The organism is Acinetobacter sp. 12966 (genome assembly GCF_031196995.1).
GTDB classification, from domain to species: Bacteria; Pseudomonadota; Gammaproteobacteria; order Pseudomonadales; family Moraxellaceae; genus Acinetobacter; species Acinetobacter geminorum.
On sequence record NZ_JAVIMC010000136.1, the window covers coordinates 78,759 to 95,343 of the forward strand.

Annotated in this window: 19 protein-coding genes and 1 pseudogene; 8 read left to right on the forward strand and 12 right to left on the reverse strand. The window is 37.8% G+C overall.

What is annotated here, in order from left to right; all coding sequences use genetic code 11:
- The first annotated feature begins 65 nt into the window (after positions 1 to 65).
- Both RFW85_RS19215 and RFW85_RS19220 read left to right on the forward strand, forming a co-directional pair.
- Complete coding sequence (locus RFW85_RS19215) at positions 66 to 449, forward strand: hypothetical protein (protein WP_044100993.1); 384 nt, start codon at positions 66 to 68, stop codon at positions 447 to 449.
- Between the two features lie 168 nt (positions 450 to 617).
- Positions 618 to 2,078: an aminoacyl-histidine dipeptidase gene (locus tag RFW85_RS19220; protein ID WP_170248637.1), complete on the forward strand. Its 1,461-nt coding sequence runs from the start codon at positions 618 to 620 to the stop codon at positions 2,076 to 2,078.
- Between the two features lie 36 nt (positions 2,079 to 2,114).
- Here the strand turns inward: RFW85_RS19220 and rtcA are convergent, their stop codons facing one another.
- The 5 genes and pseudogenes from rtcA to RFW85_RS19245 all read right to left on the reverse strand — a co-directional run bounded on the left by rtcA (position 2,115) and on the right by RFW85_RS19245 (position 6,775).
- The gene (gene rtcA, locus RFW85_RS19225) at positions 2,115 to 3,161 is read right to left on the reverse strand and encodes an RNA 3'-terminal phosphate cyclase (RefSeq protein ID WP_170248636.1); all 1,047 of its coding nucleotides are present in this window, start codon (positions 3,159 to 3,161) and stop codon (positions 2,115 to 2,117) included.
- A 258-nt stretch (positions 3,162 to 3,419) separates the two neighbouring features.
- Entirely contained in the window at positions 3,420 to 3,878 is a 459-nt protein-coding gene (locus tag RFW85_RS19230; RefSeq protein ID WP_170248635.1) for a DIP1984 family protein, read from the reverse strand.
- Positions 3,879 to 3,891: 13 nt separating this feature from the next.
- Positions 3,892 to 4,274, reverse strand: a pseudogene (locus RFW85_RS19235) (hypothetical protein).
- 2 nt (positions 4,275 to 4,276) lie between these two features.
- Positions 4,277 to 5,545 (reverse strand): RtcB family protein, encoded by a 1,269-nt coding sequence (locus RFW85_RS19240; protein WP_170248634.1) that lies wholly within the window; start codon positions 5,543 to 5,545, stop codon positions 4,277 to 4,279.
- A 255-nt stretch (positions 5,546 to 5,800) separates the two neighbouring features.
- A complete protein-coding gene (locus tag RFW85_RS19245) occupies positions 5,801 to 6,775 on the reverse strand; it encodes a ribonuclease Z (protein ID WP_170248633.1) in 975 nt (324 codons plus the stop codon).
- Positions 6,776 to 6,842: 67 nt separating this feature from the next.
- Between RFW85_RS19245 and rtcR the strand changes: the two genes are divergently transcribed.
- Positions 6,843 to 8,444 carry an RNA repair transcriptional activator RtcR gene (gene rtcR / locus RFW85_RS19250; protein ID WP_309171801.1) on the forward strand — a complete coding sequence of 534 codons (1,602 nt, stop codon included), beginning with the start codon at positions 6,843 to 6,845 and terminating at the stop codon, positions 8,442 to 8,444.
- Positions 8,445 to 8,500: 56 nt separating this feature from the next.
- On the opposite strand, the gene RFW85_RS19255 is transcribed toward rtcR, so the two are convergent.
- On the reverse strand, positions 8,501 to 9,133 hold the full coding sequence (locus tag RFW85_RS19255) for an alpha/beta hydrolase (protein ID WP_032053414.1): 633 nt from the start codon (positions 9,131 to 9,133) through the stop codon (positions 8,501 to 8,503).
- Between the two features lie 125 nt (positions 9,134 to 9,258).
- Between RFW85_RS19255 and yaaA the strand changes: the two genes are divergently transcribed.
- Both yaaA and RFW85_RS19265 read left to right on the forward strand, forming a co-directional pair.
- Positions 9,259 to 10,032, forward strand: a complete 774-nt coding sequence (yaaA, locus tag RFW85_RS19260; protein ID WP_170248630.1) for a peroxide stress protein YaaA — start codon at positions 9,259 to 9,261, stop codon at positions 10,030 to 10,032.
- A gap of 19 nt (positions 10,033 to 10,051) precedes the next feature.
- The gene (locus tag RFW85_RS19265; RefSeq protein ID WP_170248629.1) at positions 10,052 to 10,675 is read left to right on the forward strand and encodes a metal-dependent hydrolase; all 624 of its coding nucleotides are present in this window, start codon (positions 10,052 to 10,054) and stop codon (positions 10,673 to 10,675) included.
- Between the two features lie 99 nt (positions 10,676 to 10,774).
- Here RFW85_RS19265 and RFW85_RS19270 read toward each other — a convergent pair whose 3' ends face one another.
- The 5 genes from RFW85_RS19270 to RFW85_RS19290 form a co-directional block, all read right to left on the reverse strand.
- Positions 10,775 to 11,560, reverse strand: coding sequence for a thiazole synthase (locus RFW85_RS19270; RefSeq protein ID WP_001154366.1), 786 nt, complete (start codon positions 11,558 to 11,560; stop codon positions 10,775 to 10,777).
- 13 nt (positions 11,561 to 11,573) lie between these two features.
- On the reverse strand, positions 11,574 to 11,771 hold the full coding sequence (thiS, locus tag RFW85_RS19275; protein ID WP_002115323.1) for a sulfur carrier protein ThiS: 198 nt from the start codon (positions 11,769 to 11,771) through the stop codon (positions 11,574 to 11,576).
- A gap of 13 nt (positions 11,772 to 11,784) precedes the next feature.
- Positions 11,785 to 12,150 (reverse strand): DUF423 domain-containing protein, encoded by a 366-nt coding sequence (locus tag RFW85_RS19280; protein WP_002115263.1) that lies wholly within the window; start codon positions 12,148 to 12,150, stop codon positions 11,785 to 11,787.
- A gap of 112 nt (positions 12,151 to 12,262) precedes the next feature.
- Positions 12,263 to 13,129 carry an RNA polymerase sigma factor RpoH gene (rpoH, locus tag RFW85_RS19285; RefSeq protein WP_002115267.1) on the reverse strand — a complete coding sequence of 289 codons (867 nt, stop codon included), beginning with the start codon at positions 13,127 to 13,129 and terminating at the stop codon, positions 12,263 to 12,265.
- A 133-nt stretch (positions 13,130 to 13,262) separates the two neighbouring features.
- Positions 13,263 to 13,508 carry a sulfurtransferase TusA family protein gene (locus tag RFW85_RS19290; protein ID WP_086265859.1) on the reverse strand — a complete coding sequence of 82 codons (246 nt, stop codon included), beginning with the start codon at positions 13,506 to 13,508 and terminating at the stop codon, positions 13,263 to 13,265.
- Between the two features lie 373 nt (positions 13,509 to 13,881).
- On the opposite strand from RFW85_RS19290, the gene RFW85_RS19300 reads away from it, so the two are divergent.
- Positions 13,882 to 14,094 carry a cold-shock protein gene (locus RFW85_RS19300; RefSeq protein ID WP_000126912.1) on the forward strand — a complete coding sequence of 71 codons (213 nt, stop codon included), beginning with the start codon at positions 13,882 to 13,884 and terminating at the stop codon, positions 14,092 to 14,094.
- Between the two features lie 108 nt (positions 14,095 to 14,202).
- Entirely contained in the window at positions 14,203 to 15,354 is a 1,152-nt protein-coding gene (gene rhlB / locus RFW85_RS19305; protein WP_016140502.1) for an ATP-dependent RNA helicase RhlB, read from the forward strand.
- A gap of 37 nt (positions 15,355 to 15,391) precedes the next feature.
- On the opposite strand, the gene RFW85_RS19310 is transcribed toward rhlB, so the two are convergent.
- A complete protein-coding gene (locus RFW85_RS19310) occupies positions 15,392 to 15,772 on the reverse strand; it encodes a hypothetical protein (protein ID WP_170248628.1) in 381 nt (126 codons plus the stop codon).
- 204 nt (positions 15,773 to 15,976) lie between these two features.
- On the opposite strand from RFW85_RS19310, the gene RFW85_RS19315 reads away from it, so the two are divergent.
- Complete coding sequence (locus RFW85_RS19315) at positions 15,977 to 16,552, forward strand: nitroreductase (RefSeq protein ID WP_170248627.1); 576 nt, start codon at positions 15,977 to 15,979, stop codon at positions 16,550 to 16,552.
- Positions 16,553 to 16,585 lie beyond the last annotated feature (33 nt).

The window sequence follows — 16,585 nt, forward strand, 5'->3', positions numbered from 1 at the left end:
CTTGGCTGCTGTTTGTTTATTGCTTATGCTAAGTGCAGATAATGATAAAAGTGTTAGGACAAAGGATGAAAAAATTACAATTTATTGCCAGTTGCCCGCAACATGGGGTGCTTGATCATCCACCAAATGAATGCCATATCACTCAAGAATATGTAGCGGCTTTACTGTTTAAACAATTGGGGCATTATGGCTTCGATGCACAGCATATTGTGCATGAACATGAAAAAGTAGAAGTGAGTATTGATAATCATCTTTTGCCATTATCGATTACTTGCCAGAAAACAGACCATGATGGGCATTTGATGTGTGAAATCTCTGCCAATCCAGATGAAGAACAAGATTGGTTTGAGAAAATCGAAACACAAAGTATTATTCGTCAGCTTGCACAGGCAGTTGAAAATAGCTTGAAAGCCGATCATAGCTTTTCAGCATTTGAGTGGAAAAGCTAAAATATATTGTTTTAAGAGCTTTTTATGAAGTGCGGCTTTTTAGAAAGTCGTACGATCTCTTTAGATTAAGATAAAAATACAAAATCTTTCCCGAAATCCCTACCTATCTTTAATGCATTGTGTATATTGAAATTATTAAGATATTTACATAATTAGAGTGTGGTTTTCATGACACAAGTTAATATTGCAGCGTTATCTCCTCAAGTGGTTTGGCAGCATTTTCAAACACTTTGCACTATTCCTCGTCCATCGAAGCATGAACAGCAGCTTCGAGAGTTTTTACAGAACTGGGCTAAAAGTCGGAATCTAGAAACTTATGTAGATGAAGTAGGAAATTTGATTATCCGTAAAGATGCGACTGCGGGTAAAGAACATGTGTCTGGAGTTATTCTTCAGGGCCATTTAGATATGGTTACACAAGCCAATACTGGTACGGTACATGACTTCTTTAAAGACCCGATTCGTCCAGTTCTTGAGGATGGTTGGCTAATTGCCAAAGACACTACTTTAGGTGCTGATAATGGCATTGGGGTGGCCTTAGCTTTAGCAGTTTTAGACTCAAATGATATTGCTCATGGCCCAATTGAAGTTCTTCTAACAGTTGATGAAGAAGCAGGGATGAGTGGTGCACGGCTTTTAGAGTCTGGGATCCTAAAAGGGAAATGGTTATTTAATATTGATACAGAAGAGTGGGGGCAGTTATATCTTGGCTGTGCTGGAAGTATTGATGTTGAAGTAGAACAACCACTTACTTATGAACCAATCCCTGAAAATCTGAACATTGTGAATATTCAGGTTGCGGGTCTTAAAGGTGGTCACTCTGGTGTAGATATTCATTTAGGACGTGGTAATGCCAACGTTATTCTGGCCCGCTTTTTAAATGAGTATTTAGCAAAGCTTGGTGGACACCTTGTTGAATTTACAGGTGGTACGGCCCGTAATGCTTTACCGAGAGAAGCTGTAGCGACTATTGCAATTTCATCTAACCAATTGCCTGAATTAGAAAAATTAATCGATGAATATCAAACAGCATGGAAAAAACAGCTACAAGGTGTTGATGACAATCTGCAATTAACTATTCAGCCTAATAGTGCTGAAGTGACCGAAGTGATTGCTCAACCACAGCAAAACGAGTGGTTGCAAGCTTTAGCAACAAGTCCTTATGGCGTTGCAAGTATGAGTCAAGCTTTACCAGATGTAGTTGAGACTTCAAATAATATTGGGGTCGTAAAACTAAATCGAGAAGGTGGAAAAGCTGTTTTAATGGTTCGCTCAATGGTGAATCAAGAAGCTCAAGATTTTGCAGAAAAAATTCAGGCACATTTTAGTCAATTTAATATTGCTTCTCCACTCACACCCTTAGTTTCGGGTTGGACACCAAATCCAGATTCGGCTGCTCTAAAGTGCTTACAGCAGGCCTATCAAAAGGCATTTAACATTGAGCCAAATCTTAAAGTGATTCATGCAGGCTTAGAGTGTGGGATTATTGCTGAACATTACCCACATTTACAGATGGTTTCATTTGGACCAGATATCCAAGGTGCGCATGCACCGGGTGAACGAGTAAAAGTTGATACTGTAGATAAATGCTGGAAGTTACTAGTAACTGCTTTGGCATCTGTAGAGTAATTTTTTTAAGAAATAAGAAGCTCAGTTATGAGCTTCTTAAACTTTGACCTTTACATGAAAATGATTTTTACCTAACTCGATAAATTCGATTTCACAATCAATAAATTTTTCAATCATAGCTGCTTGAGTGCGAGTGTGTTCGCTAATACATTGTGCGGTGAACTCACCACCTTGACCTAAGGCCAAAGGCAATAACAACTGATCTGCTAAATACTCATCCACAGCAGCATTAGATTTCATATATTGCTTCACTTGTTCAGCCAAATGATTGGCAATTTGTTCTGCACTTTTTCGCATTTCGCCTAAAGAGGTAAATAGCTGGGTATGATGCTTATGTTCAAGTTTGATATACACCGTATTGCCTTGGCTGATTCCATTCAGTTGAAATTGCTTTTGTGTATCCAATTTCAGTCTTTTATTTAAAGTCGCTAATTCTCGTTGTGCAATTTGCGCTTCTTCTGAAAGGTTCAGGATGGCTGCAAAAGCCTCGGTACATTGCAAAGCACCACGATCTAATAAATTCAGTTTGTTGCGATGTTGCCATGGCTGAACAATAACCTGAATTTCACCTGCACCAATTGGAAAGAAGCCTGCTTTATTTAATTTAAAATCGACGTGAATTCCAATTTTTGTTAGAGCAGGTAAAAAGCACTGTTCAATAAAATCTGCCGTTGGTGCAAGCGGGTTATGTGTGCCACCTGAAATGATAAGCTCAGAGGCTTGATTTTGTAATAACAAAACAGGTAGAAGAGTTTGTAAAACCAGTGTTGTACTACCTGCGGAACCGATTTGAAATTGATATTTTCCACTTTGAACATGTTGAGGTACGAAATATAACCGTTGGCTGTGTAATTCAGCACCTTCCACATAAGCTTGGCTAATTTGTTGAGATGCTTGAACACAGACCAAATGCTGACGCATTAAGCCTGGTTTTTTTCGTCCCGCACGTATATTAATTAATTCAAATGCCTGACCTGTAATCATTGAAAGGGCAAGGGCAGTTCTTAAAATCTGCCCACCGCCTTCACCTTTTGAACCATCAATTTGAATGGTTCTTGGCATATTTGCCAAAGCTTTATTCACTTCTATTTTCCTTATTTTCTAATTTAATGAACATACTGTCAGTACATGGTAATGCGAAGTAACGCGTGACTTTGCTTTCGACAAAGGTTTGCTAGGTGCGTAGTGCTGAGCCTGATAAGTGAATATCGATGCACGGCTCACATGCTGCCATAGCCGCCTGAATTATTTTCAATCCCTCAGATCGGAGTAACGCAGGATCTTGTACTCGCCCAGTATGCCCAAACTTTGATTGTGAACTAAATTCACAAAATTTGTTGTTTACTCAACTAAATCGATCTGCCAGTTGGCAGCTTGAATTTTGATATTTAAATCACGCAATTTCGCACTGATATCATCCGCCTGCTTTTGTAAGCTAGAAACAGGAATGACTTTCTTCCACTTAATTTCACGTGAGCTATAACGATCAGGTTCTCGATGCGTATTGGTAATCGCATCTATTAAAATCTTATGCTGTTCAGCATAACTATCACGCAAGCTTAATAGAGACAATAATACTTTGCCATCTTCCAGTTTTGCTTGCGCATTGGTCAAATGAATACGACAAATCAATTGATTGCTTTCTTGGGTTAAAGCAAACACCTGTTTGATGAGTTCATTAGGGTCTTCACTAGGCTCATCGCCATCTTGTATCAATACATTGGCATTGATACGTTGTTTTAACGAAGCGAGCTTTTTTTGTTGATCGCTTCGCAGTAAAAGTGCTTCTGCGAGTTTCATTTTTATTTACCTATTATTCAATATGTAGAATGACTAAGTTCGAAATATCTTCCAATTGCATACTAAATTTTGCACATTCAGTAATGTCTTCTAAAGTTTCATCTTCATGCCAAGTTGTCATGAAGCAATGATCGGCTGGTGGTTGATAGTTATGAAAAAATAGATACTCTTCATCTAGAACATCATCCCAAACAGAACACTCATATCCTGTAACCATTGCTTGAATACAGTGTTTTGAATAGACAATCTGCTCACAGATCCAATTACGCCATTTAGGCAGAATTTCATCAGTCTTCACAACCAAGATGATGTAATACGGTTGTTCAGGTAGAATCAGATGCTTTTCTTCATTGCCCTGATTCTATAGCTTCGAATATCTAAACAATATTTTTCCATGATCACCCTTTAACACACACCACTTGTCTTAATGTATAAACCACCTCAACCAAATCACTTTGAGCTTTCATTACATCCTCAATTGGTTTATATGCTGATGGAATTTCATCAATAACTGCGGCATCTTTACGGCATTCCACACCTTCAGTTTGGGCAATTTGATCTTCAACAGTAAAGCGTCGTTTTGCTTCAGTACGGCTCATAACACGGCCTGCACCATGCGAACATGAGCAGAAAGCCTCCTGATTTCCAAGCCCGCGGACAATAAACGATTTCGCACCCATTGAACCTGGAATAATTCCGTATTCACCTAGACGCACACGGACTGCACCTTTACGGGTGACCATCACTTCTTCACCGTAGTGTTCTTCCTTTTCCACATAGTTATGGTGACAGTTCACTGCTTCCAAACGTGCTTGAAAAGGCTTTGGTACAATAGTAGCCAAGGCTTTAATCGCAGATTGCATCATGATTTCTCGGTTCTTCATCGCAAAGCGTTGAGCCCAACCTACCGCAAACCAGTAATCATCAAAGTGTTCAGTTCCTTCTACTAGGTATGCTAAATCTTTATTTGGCAAATTAATGAAATGTTTCTGCATGTCTTTACGTGCAAGTTCAATAAAATGATTACCGATAGCATTTCCTACACCACGAGAACCTGAGTGCAACATAATCCAGACATAATCATGCTCATCTAAACAGATTTCTACAAAGTGGTTTCCAGTACCTAAAGTTCCCAAATGTTTGCGGTTGTTGGTGTTTTTTAAACGTGGGTGTTTTGCGCAAATATATTCAAAATCTGCAACCAGATCAGCCCAAGCTTGATCTACCATTTCTGGTGGAGTTTCCCATGAACCACGATCACGTCCGCGCTTAGTCATTCCATGGGGAATTAATCGTTCAAGTTCACTACGTAGAGCATGTAAGTTATCTGGTAAATCTGAAGCAGTTAAGCTTGTACGGGTTGCCATCATTCCACAACCAATATCTACACCCACGGCAGCAGGAATAATTGCCCCTTTAGTTGGAATTACGCTACCAATAGTTGCTCCTAAACCAAAGTGTACATCTGGCATAACAGCCATCCATTTATAAATAAAAGGCATTTGAGCTGTTTGTAATAATTGTTGTTTTGAGTTGTCATCAACAAGCACGCCTTTAGTCCACATTTTGACTGGCATACTTTTTTCATTTTGCAGAACTTCATAAGAACGTTGTTGCTGCTTTTGTTCAAACTGAGCTTGTTGGTTAATTTCTTCAATGACAGACATTTTCTTTTCCTTTCAAAGCCTGCCTGCCAAGCGTTTGCAGGCAGGTGTTATTCACAATATCCGAATGATGTTGTGTGCTTTGTACTATTGCACTGAGTGTGCCAACTTTTAAAAATACACTTAATTTAAAATATAAGTTATTGAAAGTAAGATATAAAAATAATTATTCTTTCTGTGTAACTAATTTCTGTTGGAAATTTTAATATTTAAAAGATATCTAAAAATATATTTAAATATCTTTTTGGATATATTTATTTAATGGGTCTTCTCATTTTTATCGACTTTTAAAAGCTGTCCAGCTTCACTTAAAGTAAATTCATCAAAATCATTTGCTAAATAAAAATGACCTTTATAAAACTGACGAACTTCTTCAGTAATAGCTTGCTGCCCAGCTTTATCCTGATGTCGGGGGCTAAAATGCGTCAGAATTAAATTGCTTAAAGATTGCTGTTCTGCAAATTCAGCCACCATTTTTGCTGAGCTATGCATTGGACCTTTGCCGACTTTATCTAAAACCGTTTGCAAATAAGTCGATTCGTGAATAAGGAGTTGAGCATCTTTGCAAGCATCAACTAATAGTTCTGGTTGGTCATTATCACCACCTATAATTGCATGAACTTGGTGATTTTGAATTTTGTTAAAGTCTTGAGCTTTTAAAGTTTGTCCCTCAAATTCAATATTGTAGCCTCGTTTCAAATGGCCCCACATATCTCCTTGAGGTACGCCAAGCTGAGTTAGAGCTTTGGTATCTAACTTCTTCTGAATCGATTTGATGTAAATGCTAAAAGCAAAACTTGGAACACGATGGCTTAGTGGATGTGCTTGAACAATGAATTCGTCAGTGATCTGTTGTGGCTGCGTTGCTTCATTCACATCAATAAATTGAAGGGAATAGGGTAAATGTAAATCTGTAAGTTGGGCAGTGATTTCAAACCATTGCTGAATTTCTTTCGGTGCAATCACGATTAAGGGTTTGCTACGGGCATTCATGCCTGCACTTGCCAATAAACCAACTAGACCATAACAATGGTCGCCGTGAACATGTGTAATACAAATGGCAACTAGGTTTTGTAGTGAAAGTTTGGCTTGTTGAATGCGATGCTGTGTCCCTTCGCCAGCATCAATTAAAACCCAGTCCTTATTTTTGCTGTTACGAACTGCTAATCCTGAAACATTACGTGTCAGGGTCGGTACACCTGAAGACGTGCCTAAAAAAGTAAAATGAAGCATATTCTTGGAATTGTTTGGTCAAATGCGTATTGTATATTATAGACACTTATAAAATTTTATAGAAATTATGGCGGATGCAAAGAAAACAGTCGTTATTGGCTTTGTCGGTTCTACACTTGATCAGGGGAGAAAGCCAGATCGATGGCAACGTTGGCGTCCTACAATTAGCCTGTTAATGCATGAAGATTTACTTGTAGATGAATTGGTGTTGTTACATGATCGCCAACATCATAATTTAGTTAAATCTATAGCAGTAGATGCTAAAGAAATCTCACCACAAACTGAAGTTTCTGGACATAAGGTCAGTATTAAAGATCCTTGGGATTTTGCTGAAGTTTATGGTGCACTTTATGATTTTGTAAAAACCTATCCGTTTAATGTCGAAAAAAATAACTATTTATTGCATATCACTACGGGAACACATGTTGCCCAAATTTGTTGGTATTTATTGGTAGATGCACATTATTTGCCAGCTCAACTTATTCAAAGTTCACCTAATCAACAAAAGACCTCAGAAGGTGAATATAGAATTATTGATCTGGACTTATCTCGATACGATGTTTTAAAACAGCGCTTCGATGATGAGCAAAAGCAAAATTGGCAACAACTTAAAGCCAATATTTCTACTCATAATAAAGCGTTTAATCAGCTTATTGAGGAAGTTGAATTAGTTGCAACCCGCTCTAGTGCGCCTATTTTAATTATGGGGGCAACAGGGGTTGGTAAGTCTCATTTGGCAAAACAAATTTTTCAGTTAAAGAAAGATAAATTTCAATTAAGTGGTCGTTTTATCGATGTTAACTGTGCAACCTTACGTGGTGATAGTGCCATGTCGACCTTATTTGGTCATATAAAAGGTGCATTTACAGGAGCAGCTGCATCTCGTGCTGGTTTATTAAAAAGTGCTGACCAAGGCATTTTATTTTTAGATGAAATTGGTGAATTGGGACTTGATGAACAAGCTATGCTGCTAAAAGCGCTAGAAGACAAAAGCTTTTTTCCTGTTGGAAGTGATAAGGAAATTCAGGCCGATTTTCAGCTGATAGCGGGTACTAATCGTGATTTGCGCAATGAAGTTCAAGCGGGTCGTTTTCGTGAAGATTTATGGGCTCGTTTGAATACGTGGACGTTCTTCTTACCAAATTTAAAAGATCGTGTAGAAGATATTGCACCCAATATTGATTTTGAGTTACAGCGTTTTGCGGCAATTCATCAAAGACAATTACGTTTTCAACGTGATGCCTTAGAAACATATTTAAAGTTTGCTAAATCAGCAGATGCATCATGGCAAGGAAATTTTAGAGATCTAGCCGCGAGCGTGACTCGTTTAGCAACTTTATCGCAAGGTGAGTTAATTCGCCGTGAAACTGTAGGAAAAGAAATTCAACGGTTAAAGCAACTTTGGCTTATTCAGGGTGAATCTTACAAAGATAAAGATGCTGATATTCTGTTGAGCTATTTAAGTACTGAGCAGCTAGAACAAATAGATGAATTTGACCAGATTCAATTACGAGGTGTGCTCAAAGTTTGTAAAAATTCAAAATCAATGGCAGAGGCGGGAAGACAACTCTTTTCGGTATCTCGTCAACAACGTAATACAACGAACGATAGTGACCGAGTGAAAAAATATTTGGCACGTTTTGGGTTAAGTTGGAATAATTTTCAATAAGGACATGGCTTAAAAATGATGGGCATACTCTCAAGTTATGCCCATCAAGTTACCGTTTATTTCATGATAATAAAACGTGTAATGATTTGGCGAAGCTGTTTTAAATAACCTGTAAAGAAGTGGTTAGCACCCGGTAAAATCGTGATTGGATGCTTTTGTGGTTTTGCCCATTCAATCGCATCTGAAAGCAAAGTAATGTCATCTTGCTCACCATGGATGAGGAGAATATCACCTTGAATTTCAGGAGTTTTATAGTGGCGTAAACCTACTACAGTAGCTGTTGGTAAACCACATAAAATTAACTGTACAGGTCGTAATTCAGGTTCGAGCTGTGCAAAGCATTTTGCTAAAACATGTGAGCCAAAGCTAAAACCGCCTGCATAAAATGGTAGGCCTTCATGAAGCTTACGAACGTGCTCAATTACAGCTAAGATATCTTCAGTTTCACCATGGCCTTCATCATGAACACCTTCACTGCCCCCTAAACCACGGAAACTAGGACGATAAACAATACAACCATATTCATTAAAAATTTGGGTTAAAAGGGCAGGGACTTTATGTTGAGGGGTTCCACCTTGCAATGGGTGCGGATGGCAAACAACCGCAAAGCCTTTGATTTCACCTTCAGGGCGGTCAACGAAAAGTTCAATTTTACCTACTGGACCCTGGATGAAAGTTTGCTCAGACATATAAGAACCGCTAAATAACAAAACGTGATGCTATTTTACCGATAGTCGTCATTGAAAACACGAGTTAGCATTAAAAAATATCTACTGTTATAGTTGGTATTAAGAATAATTTTTTCAGGTTGTCTATGCTTGCTTTAATTTCTCCTGCAAAAACTTTAGATTATGAAACAGCGTTACCTACAGATGAGTTTACTCAGCCTCGCTTGTTAGAAAACTCAGCACAATTAATTGATGTTTGTCGCAAACTTTCTGCTTCGGAAATTGCGAGTTTAATGAGTGTGAGTGAGAAAATTGCCACATTAAATGCAGATCGATTTAGAGACTGGAATCCAGAATTTAATTTCTCGAATGCTCGTCAGGCGATTTATGCATTTAAAGGTGATGTCTATACTGGTTTAGATGCTTATCAATTAAAAGACAAAGATATTGATTTTGCACAGCAGCATTTACGTATGCTTTCTGGTCTTTATGGCTTACTGCGTCCTTTAGATTTAATGATGCCTTATCGTTTAGAAATGGGTACCAAATTAAAAAATACTCGTGGTCATAATTTGTATGAATTCTGGGGTGATATTATCACTAACCAAATTAATGAAGACTTGGCAGCAATTAAATCTGAATTACTGGTAAATCTAGCTTCAGATGAATATTACAAGTCTGTCAATGAAAAGAAAATTAAGGCTGAAATTGTAAAGCCTGTTTTCCTTGACCAGAAAAATGGCAAATATAAAGTCATTAGTTTCTATGCGAAAAAAGCACGCGGTTTAATGGCCCGTTTTATTATTGAAAACCAATTAAATAAAGCTGAAGACATCAAAGCTTTTAATACCGAGGGTTACTACTTTGATGCTGATAACTCATCAGCAAAAGAGTTGGTGTTTAAGCGTGATGAACAATAATCTTAAGCGTGGTTAATAGATGATGATGCAGCTTTATTTATCAAAACTAAAGCATGTTTGGTTTGAGCTGCATCAGCATTATGATTTTTCTGAACCGCAGAAAATCTATAATGAACTTATTGCGGCTTATAGTGAAAAGCAGCGAGCCTACCACACCGTACAACATTTATATGAATGTTTGAGTTTAATGGAGGCGGTTCAATACGAATTGAATGATCCGTATGCTGTTGCATTGGCTCTCTGGTTTCATGATGTTATCTATGATCCTCAAGCACCAGATAATGAGCTTAAAAGTGCCGAGTTATTTGAACAATTGATGGCGCAAGATTTATCGTTCGATACCCTAGAGAAAATAAAGCGTTGGATACTTGCGACTCAAAAGCATGCATTAACCGATGAAATAGATTTGCAATTTTTGTTGGATATTGATTTAGCTATTTTGGCAGCAACACCTGAACGTTTTATCCAGTATGAACAGCAAATTCAGCAGGAGTATTCTTGGGTTGATCCAGAAGTATATTCAATTAAGAGAAAACAAGTTTTAATACATTTTTATCAGTCTGAGCCACTTTATCAAACTGGATATTTCCAAAAGAATTTTGAGTTAAACGCCAAGGATAATTTAAGACGAATATTGGAATAGCCTAAGCATATTAGAATAAAGCGATATATTTTTAAAACGTAAAATGGTTATATGACAGGAGAGGAATCACTGGAAAAGCAGTGATTCCTTGGAAATAAATTATTTAAAGAAATAACCTGTTTCTGGCGAGCTTGCATTTGCCATACGTTTGCGTGGCATACGACCTGCTAAAAATGCTTCACGTCCTGCTTCAACAGCTTTTTTCATTGCAGAAGCCATTAAAATAGGGTTTTGCGCAGCTGCAATTGCTGTATTCATCAATACACCATCACAACCGAGTTCCATTGCAATAGCAGCATCACTTGCTGTGCCAACGCCTGCATCGACTAAAACTGGAACTTTCGCATTCTCTTTAATAATTGAAATGGTGTGTGGGTTTAGAATACCTAAACCTGAACCAATTAGACTGCCTAAAGGCATAATCGCAACACAGCCCATACTTTCAAGTTCTTGCGCAATGATCGGGTCATCAGAGGTATAGACCATAATCTCAAAACCATCATCAATCAAAGTACGAGCCGCTTTTAAGGTCTCGGTTACATTTGGATATAAGGTTTTTTCATCACCTAGAACTTCAAGTTTTACTAGGTTATGACCATCGAGTAACTCACGCGCTAACATGCAGGTACGTACTGCGCTGTCAGCATCAAAACAACCTGCAGTATTTGGCAAAATTGTATATTTTTCTGGTGGAATGACAGAAAGTAAATTCGGTTGATCTGGATTTTGTCCAATATTCACACGGCGGATTGCGACAGTTACGATTTCTGCACCACTAGCTTGAATGGCTAAATCCGTTTCATTTAAGTCTTTATATTTCCCTGTTCCTACCAATAAACGAGATTGAAAAGAACGTGAACCAATAATGAGAGGGGTGTCTTGCATGGATAACTCCGACTTAGCCGCCGCCAACAGCGTGAATAATTTCGATACGGTCATGTTGAGCAATAGAAATTTGCTCTAATTTGCTTTTAGAAACGATTTGCTGATTGTGCTCAACAGCAAAACGTTTTCCTTCAAGTGCCAACTCCTGAATGAGTTGCAACAGGTTTTGGCTAGGCGTGTCCGTTAATTCGCCATTTAAATAAATTTGCATGATCACATTCCGATTATTTTGCGTATTTGAAAGCATTCCAAGCCAAGACTAGCCATCCCGCAATCATTAAGGCTCCACCGATTGGCGTAATTGCGCCTAATATTCGTGGTAAACCTAGCGCCATGATGTAAAGCGAACCACAAAAAAATAGAATACCAATTTGGATAAGCAAGAAAGATAACTTGATTGGGAAATGAGGAAGAACCTTACTTAAAATACCAAGAGCTAATAGGCCAAGCGCATGATAAAAAAAGTAGTCGGTTGCAGTCTGCCACCAAGCAAGTTGCTCAGGACCCGCGTGAGCTTTAAGACCATGTGCTCCAAAAGCACCCAACATGACTGCAAAAGCAAGATTAAGGGCTGAAATGGCGATCCACATAACAAAAAATGCAACTGAATAATGAAAGGCAACGTTACCATAGAATAGGTTGGCTAAACATAGCCAGATAAAACAAAAGGGCGAATCGCCCTTTTATTTTTTACATTTATTTTTAGCTAGCTGACATGGCAGTTTTAATTTTTTCCATCGCATTTTTTTCAAGCTGACGAATACGTTCTGCCGAAACATTATATTCAGCGGCAAGCTCATGTAGGGTAGATTTATCATCATCTAACCAACGGCGCTGCAAAATATTACGCGAACGGTCATCTAACTGGTCCATGGCATCATGCAAGGCTGAAGTACTTTGCTCTTCCCAGTCTTCGTTCTCGACTAAACGGGCAGGGTCGTAGCGGTTATCTTCAAGATACAACGCAGGCGCTGTGTGTGGAGTATCGTCGTCGTCATCGCCTTGTGCTTCAAAAGCAGCATCATAAGCAGTTAAACGACCTTCCATTTCCAGAACTTGTTCTGGAGTTACATTTAAGTCATTAGCAATTGATTGAGCTTCTTCGAGCGTTAATTTTTTACTCGATTTTTTTAAACTACGTAAATTGAAAAATAATTTACGCTGAGCTTTTGTCGTTGCAATTTTAACGATACGCCAGTTGCGTATAACGTATTCATGAATTTCTGCCTTAATCCAATGGACGGCAAAAGATACTAAACGCACGCCCATATTTGGGTCGAAACGTTTTACGGCTTTCATTAAGCCTAAATTACCTTCTTGAATAAGGTCGCCTTGTGGTAGGCCATAACCTGCATAGCTGCGCGCAATGTGAACGACAAAGCGTAAATGCGACATTACCAGCATTTTTGCGGCATCAAGATCTTGGTCATAATAATAACGTTCAGCAAGTTCTTTTTCTTGCTCTGCCGTTAAAATAGGAATCTGATTGACAGTACTGATATATGCACCAAGGTTTACACCGGGCGCAGACAATGACAGGGGCATCAATTGATTGCTGCTGTCACTCATGAGTTCTCCTTATAGGATCGAATGGGATAACCAATAAATTCATCTTAATTTGAATCAGCTTCATAATTAAGGAAAATTGGGTAGAGAAATGTAAAATTTTATGCAATTTCTAATCTTTTAGTTTAGCAAAGAATTATTGAGTTTCAATTAAATAGTGAAATTCTCTGTCTGATATGTGAGTTGTTTGACACATAAAATGATGTAAACCACAGTAACGAGTTACATCAATTTCACTATGAGGATCTGACGATTTTAATAAAAATTGTTGTTTGCCCGACGCTTTTTTAAGTTCACGTTTTAGCATTAACAATGGCATTGGGCAGGGTTGTCCAAGGGCATTAATTTCAATGGGTGCTGTATTAGAAGAAGTATTGCTCATTCATCATCAAAACAACTAAAAAAAATATTCTAACAAATTTTTAGTAATTGCAGCATATTTTATGGAAGAAGATCTGGCTAATTTCTATAAAAAATATTGTAATAAGCTGTTTAAAAAAAGAACTAAAAATAGGGGAAATAATTGAAAAAAATTCTATTAATTGTCATAAACCCATGTTAAGCTCGAACCGTTTTAGGATTTACCACACAATCAAATTGATTTAATAACCCTATAACAAATGGATGTAACCGGAAATTGTTGATAGTTTTACAGAATGATTACAAGCTTTAAGATTATAAATATTTTAAAACCTTGTTTGCTCTGCTGTTTGCAACACCGGAAGGTCCTTTTTTCAACATCTGAGGATTGACTTATGACAGCTCGTGAACAAGGCGTAGTAAAGTGGTTTAATGACACTAAAGGCTTTGGTTTTATTCAACGTAACGGCGGTGACGACGTATTCGTTCATTTCCGTGCAATCGTAGGTGACGGTCACCGTTCTCTACGTGATGGTCAACGCGTAGAATTTAGCGTTGTACAAGGTCAAAAAGGTTTTCAAGCTGAAAACGTTCAGCCTTTAGACTAAGACTAATTCATCTTTTGATGAATCATGGACGCTCCAATTTTTGAATTGGGGCGTTTTTGTTTATAATGATCTTCTCATTCGAGAGATTGTTTGTTAGAGCACGTATTTATGACATCTGGTTTTGAAACCTTGAATTTACATCCGCAACTTAAAAAGGCGATTGATGCTTTAGGGTTTACTCAAATGACCCCAATTCAGCAAAAGGTTTTAAAATATACATTAGCCGGGCATGATGCAATTGGGCGAGCACAAACAGGAACTGGTAAGACAGCAGCCTTTCTGATTAGTGTAATTAATGATTTACTCAATAATCCAGTTCAAGAGCAGCGTTTCCGTGGTGAGCCACGTGCCTTAATTTTGGCCCCTACTCGTGAATTGGCATTGCAGATTGAAAGTGATGCAAAGCTACTCACAAAATTTTCAGATTTGCACCTTGTAACATTATTAGGGGGTGTGGATTTTGATAAGCAAAAGAAACAGCTAGATGCTAATTTTGTCGATATCATGGTGGCTACACCTGGGCGTCTAATTGATTTTGTAGAACAGAAAGAAGTTTGGCTAGATCAAATTGAATTTTTAGTTATTGATGAAGCCGACCGTTTATTGGACATGGGATTTATTCCTTCGGTAAAACGTATTGTCCGTTATTCTCCTCGTAAGGAACAGCGTCAAACGCTCATGTTCTCAGCAACATTTAGTTATGATGTTCTTAATTTGGCAAGACAATGGTTGTTTGAACCAATCACTGTTGAAATTGAGCCTGAGCAAAAAACGAATAATGATGTTGAGCAACGTGTTTATGTTGTGGCTAAACAAGATAAATATCGTTTATTACAAGATATCTTGCGTGAAGAACCGATCGATAAAGTGATGATTTTTGCTAATCGACGTGATCAGGTGCGTCGTCTTTATGATCATTTAAAGAAAGATGGATACAGAGTAGGTATGCTTTCAGGTGAAATTGCTCAAGATAAACGTTTAAAAATGTTAGAGCAATTTAAGCAAGGTAAACATAATATTATGATTGCGACAGATGTTGCTGGTCGTGGTATTCATGTGGATGGTGTGTCGCATGTCATCAACTTTACATTGCCTGAACAGTCTGATGATTATGTGCACCGTATTGGTCGTACAGGTCGTGCTGGCTCACAAGGGGTAAGTATTAGTTTCTTATCTGAAGATGATGCCTTCTATTTACCCGAAATTGAAAAAGCAATTGGTAAAAAATTACCACTGACCAGATTAGATGGTTATTGCTAATAAAAAATCCCAATCATTTGATTGGGATTTTTTTTGATTAGTTAATTTTACAATAAAAGGTAAGCGTGGTTTGGTAGTCATCATCTTTTGCTAGAGATGCATTTTTACCAGTTAATGTACCAATAACACCTGCTGCTGCTTCAACCATTTGACCTGTTTTTTCGCTTACAACATCTTTTAATACACCGTTATATGTTGTTTTTTCATCTACAACGACTGGCGTAGTGTTTTTTGAGCAAGTTTTTTGAGCTGCAGTAATCGCATTATTCTTCGCGATTAAATTGGTTTTACCAATACCTGTAACTTCAAACTGATTATTTTCTTTTTGAACTGCTAAAGTATTTTTAGGAGTAGTTGCGCAAGCACTAAGTAATAAAACAACACCGCTCATTGCGCTCGCTAAAATTATTTTTTTCATAATGCACCTAAAGTTAATCGCTAAAAGATATTGATATTTGAACACAAGTTTTCTATTTGATTTTGAAGACGTTGTATGAGTTTTGATGTTTTGTATTAAAAAATGTCAAAGTGAGAGTTCGCTAATTTTATAAACTAGATTCAATGGTGGATTAACGGTAGATTATGCTAATCTATTTTGAATTTTTGAGTTAGATCAATATTAATGACGGATTCAGCAATACAAATAATTCACCAAAATATTCATCAGCGTCAGTCTATTGGCCAATTAGTTGAACCAGCTCCAAGTACAGAGCAATTAGAGTTAGCTTTCCAAGCAGCTTTGACTGCTCCAGATCATCATCGACTTAAGCCAACGCGTTTTGTGGTTATTTCACGCGAACAACGTGGTGCTTTTGGTGAAGTTCTAGCAAAAGCTTTGGCAGATTTAGGTGAAACTGATCCCGCTCAACTCGAACGTGTTAAACAACATCCTTTTCGTGCTCCGCTACTCATTTTAGCGCTTACACAACTCCAAGATCATCCGAAAGTACCGCATTTTGAACAAATCTTAAGTACGGGTGCCGCAGTACAAAATCTTTTATTATCTCTACAAGCTCAAGGTTTTTCGACCATGTGGCGTAGTGGTGCAGTTGTCGAATCAAATTGGTTAAAACAGCATTTAGGTCTGCAACCCCGTGATTTAATTTCAGGTATTATTTACGTCGGCACAGCAGCTAAAGTGATTGCACCGCGTGCAGATATTGAAAGTAAAGAATTCGTAAAAGTTTGGCAGGCTTAAACGTCTGTAGAAGTAAGAAATAGGATAATAAAA

What these genes read in the sequence shown, in the direction of transcription:
- RFW85_RS19215 (WP_044100993.1), top strand. Translation starts at nt 66, where the DNA reads ATGAAAAAATTACAATTTATTGCCAGTTGCCCGCAACATGGGGTGCTT.
- RFW85_RS19220 (WP_170248637.1), top strand. Translation starts at nt 618, where the DNA reads ATGACACAAGTTAATATTGCAGCGTTATCTCCTCAAGTGGTTTGGCAG.
- RFW85_RS19230 (WP_170248635.1), bottom strand. Translation starts at nt 3,878, where the DNA reads ATGAAACTCGCAGAAGCACTTTTACTGCGAAGCGATCAACAAAAAAAG.
- RFW85_RS19240 (WP_170248634.1), bottom strand. Translation starts at nt 5,545, where the DNA reads ATGTCTGTCATTGAAGAAATTAACCAACAAGCTCAGTTTGAACAAAAG.
- RFW85_RS19245 (WP_170248633.1), bottom strand. Translation starts at nt 6,775, where the DNA reads ATGCTTCATTTTACTTTTTTAGGCACGTCTTCAGGTGTACCGACCCTG.
- rtcR (WP_309171801.1), top strand. Translation starts at nt 6,843, where the DNA reads ATGGCGGATGCAAAGAAAACAGTCGTTATTGGCTTTGTCGGTTCTACA.
- RFW85_RS19255 (WP_032053414.1), bottom strand. Translation starts at nt 9,133, where the DNA reads ATGTCTGAGCAAACTTTCATCCAGGGTCCAGTAGGTAAAATTGAACTT.
- yaaA (WP_170248630.1), top strand. Translation starts at nt 9,259, where the DNA reads ATGCTTGCTTTAATTTCTCCTGCAAAAACTTTAGATTATGAAACAGCG.
- RFW85_RS19265 (WP_170248629.1), top strand. Translation starts at nt 10,052, where the DNA reads ATGATGATGCAGCTTTATTTATCAAAACTAAAGCATGTTTGGTTTGAG.
- RFW85_RS19270 (WP_001154366.1), bottom strand. Translation starts at nt 11,560, where the DNA reads ATGCAAGACACCCCTCTCATTATTGGTTCACGTTCTTTTCAATCTCGT.
- thiS (WP_002115323.1), bottom strand. Translation starts at nt 11,771, where the DNA reads ATGCAAATTTATTTAAATGGCGAATTAACGGACACGCCTAGCCAAAAC.
- RFW85_RS19280 (WP_002115263.1), bottom strand. Translation starts at nt 12,150, where the DNA reads ATGTGGATCGCCATTTCAGCCCTTAATCTTGCTTTTGCAGTCATGTTG.
- rpoH (WP_002115267.1), bottom strand. Translation starts at nt 13,129, where the DNA reads ATGAGTGACAGCAGCAATCAATTGATGCCCCTGTCATTGTCTGCGCCC.
- RFW85_RS19290 (WP_086265859.1), bottom strand. Translation starts at nt 13,508, where the DNA reads ATGAGCAATACTTCTTCTAATACAGCACCCATTGAAATTAATGCCCTT.
- RFW85_RS19300 (WP_000126912.1), top strand. Translation starts at nt 13,882, where the DNA reads ATGACAGCTCGTGAACAAGGCGTAGTAAAGTGGTTTAATGACACTAAA.
- rhlB (WP_016140502.1), top strand. Translation starts at nt 14,203, where the DNA reads ATGACATCTGGTTTTGAAACCTTGAATTTACATCCGCAACTTAAAAAG.
- RFW85_RS19310 (WP_170248628.1), bottom strand. Translation starts at nt 15,772, where the DNA reads ATGAAAAAAATAATTTTAGCGAGCGCAATGAGCGGTGTTGTTTTATTA.
- RFW85_RS19315 (WP_170248627.1), top strand. Translation starts at nt 15,977, where the DNA reads ATGACGGATTCAGCAATACAAATAATTCACCAAAATATTCATCAGCGT.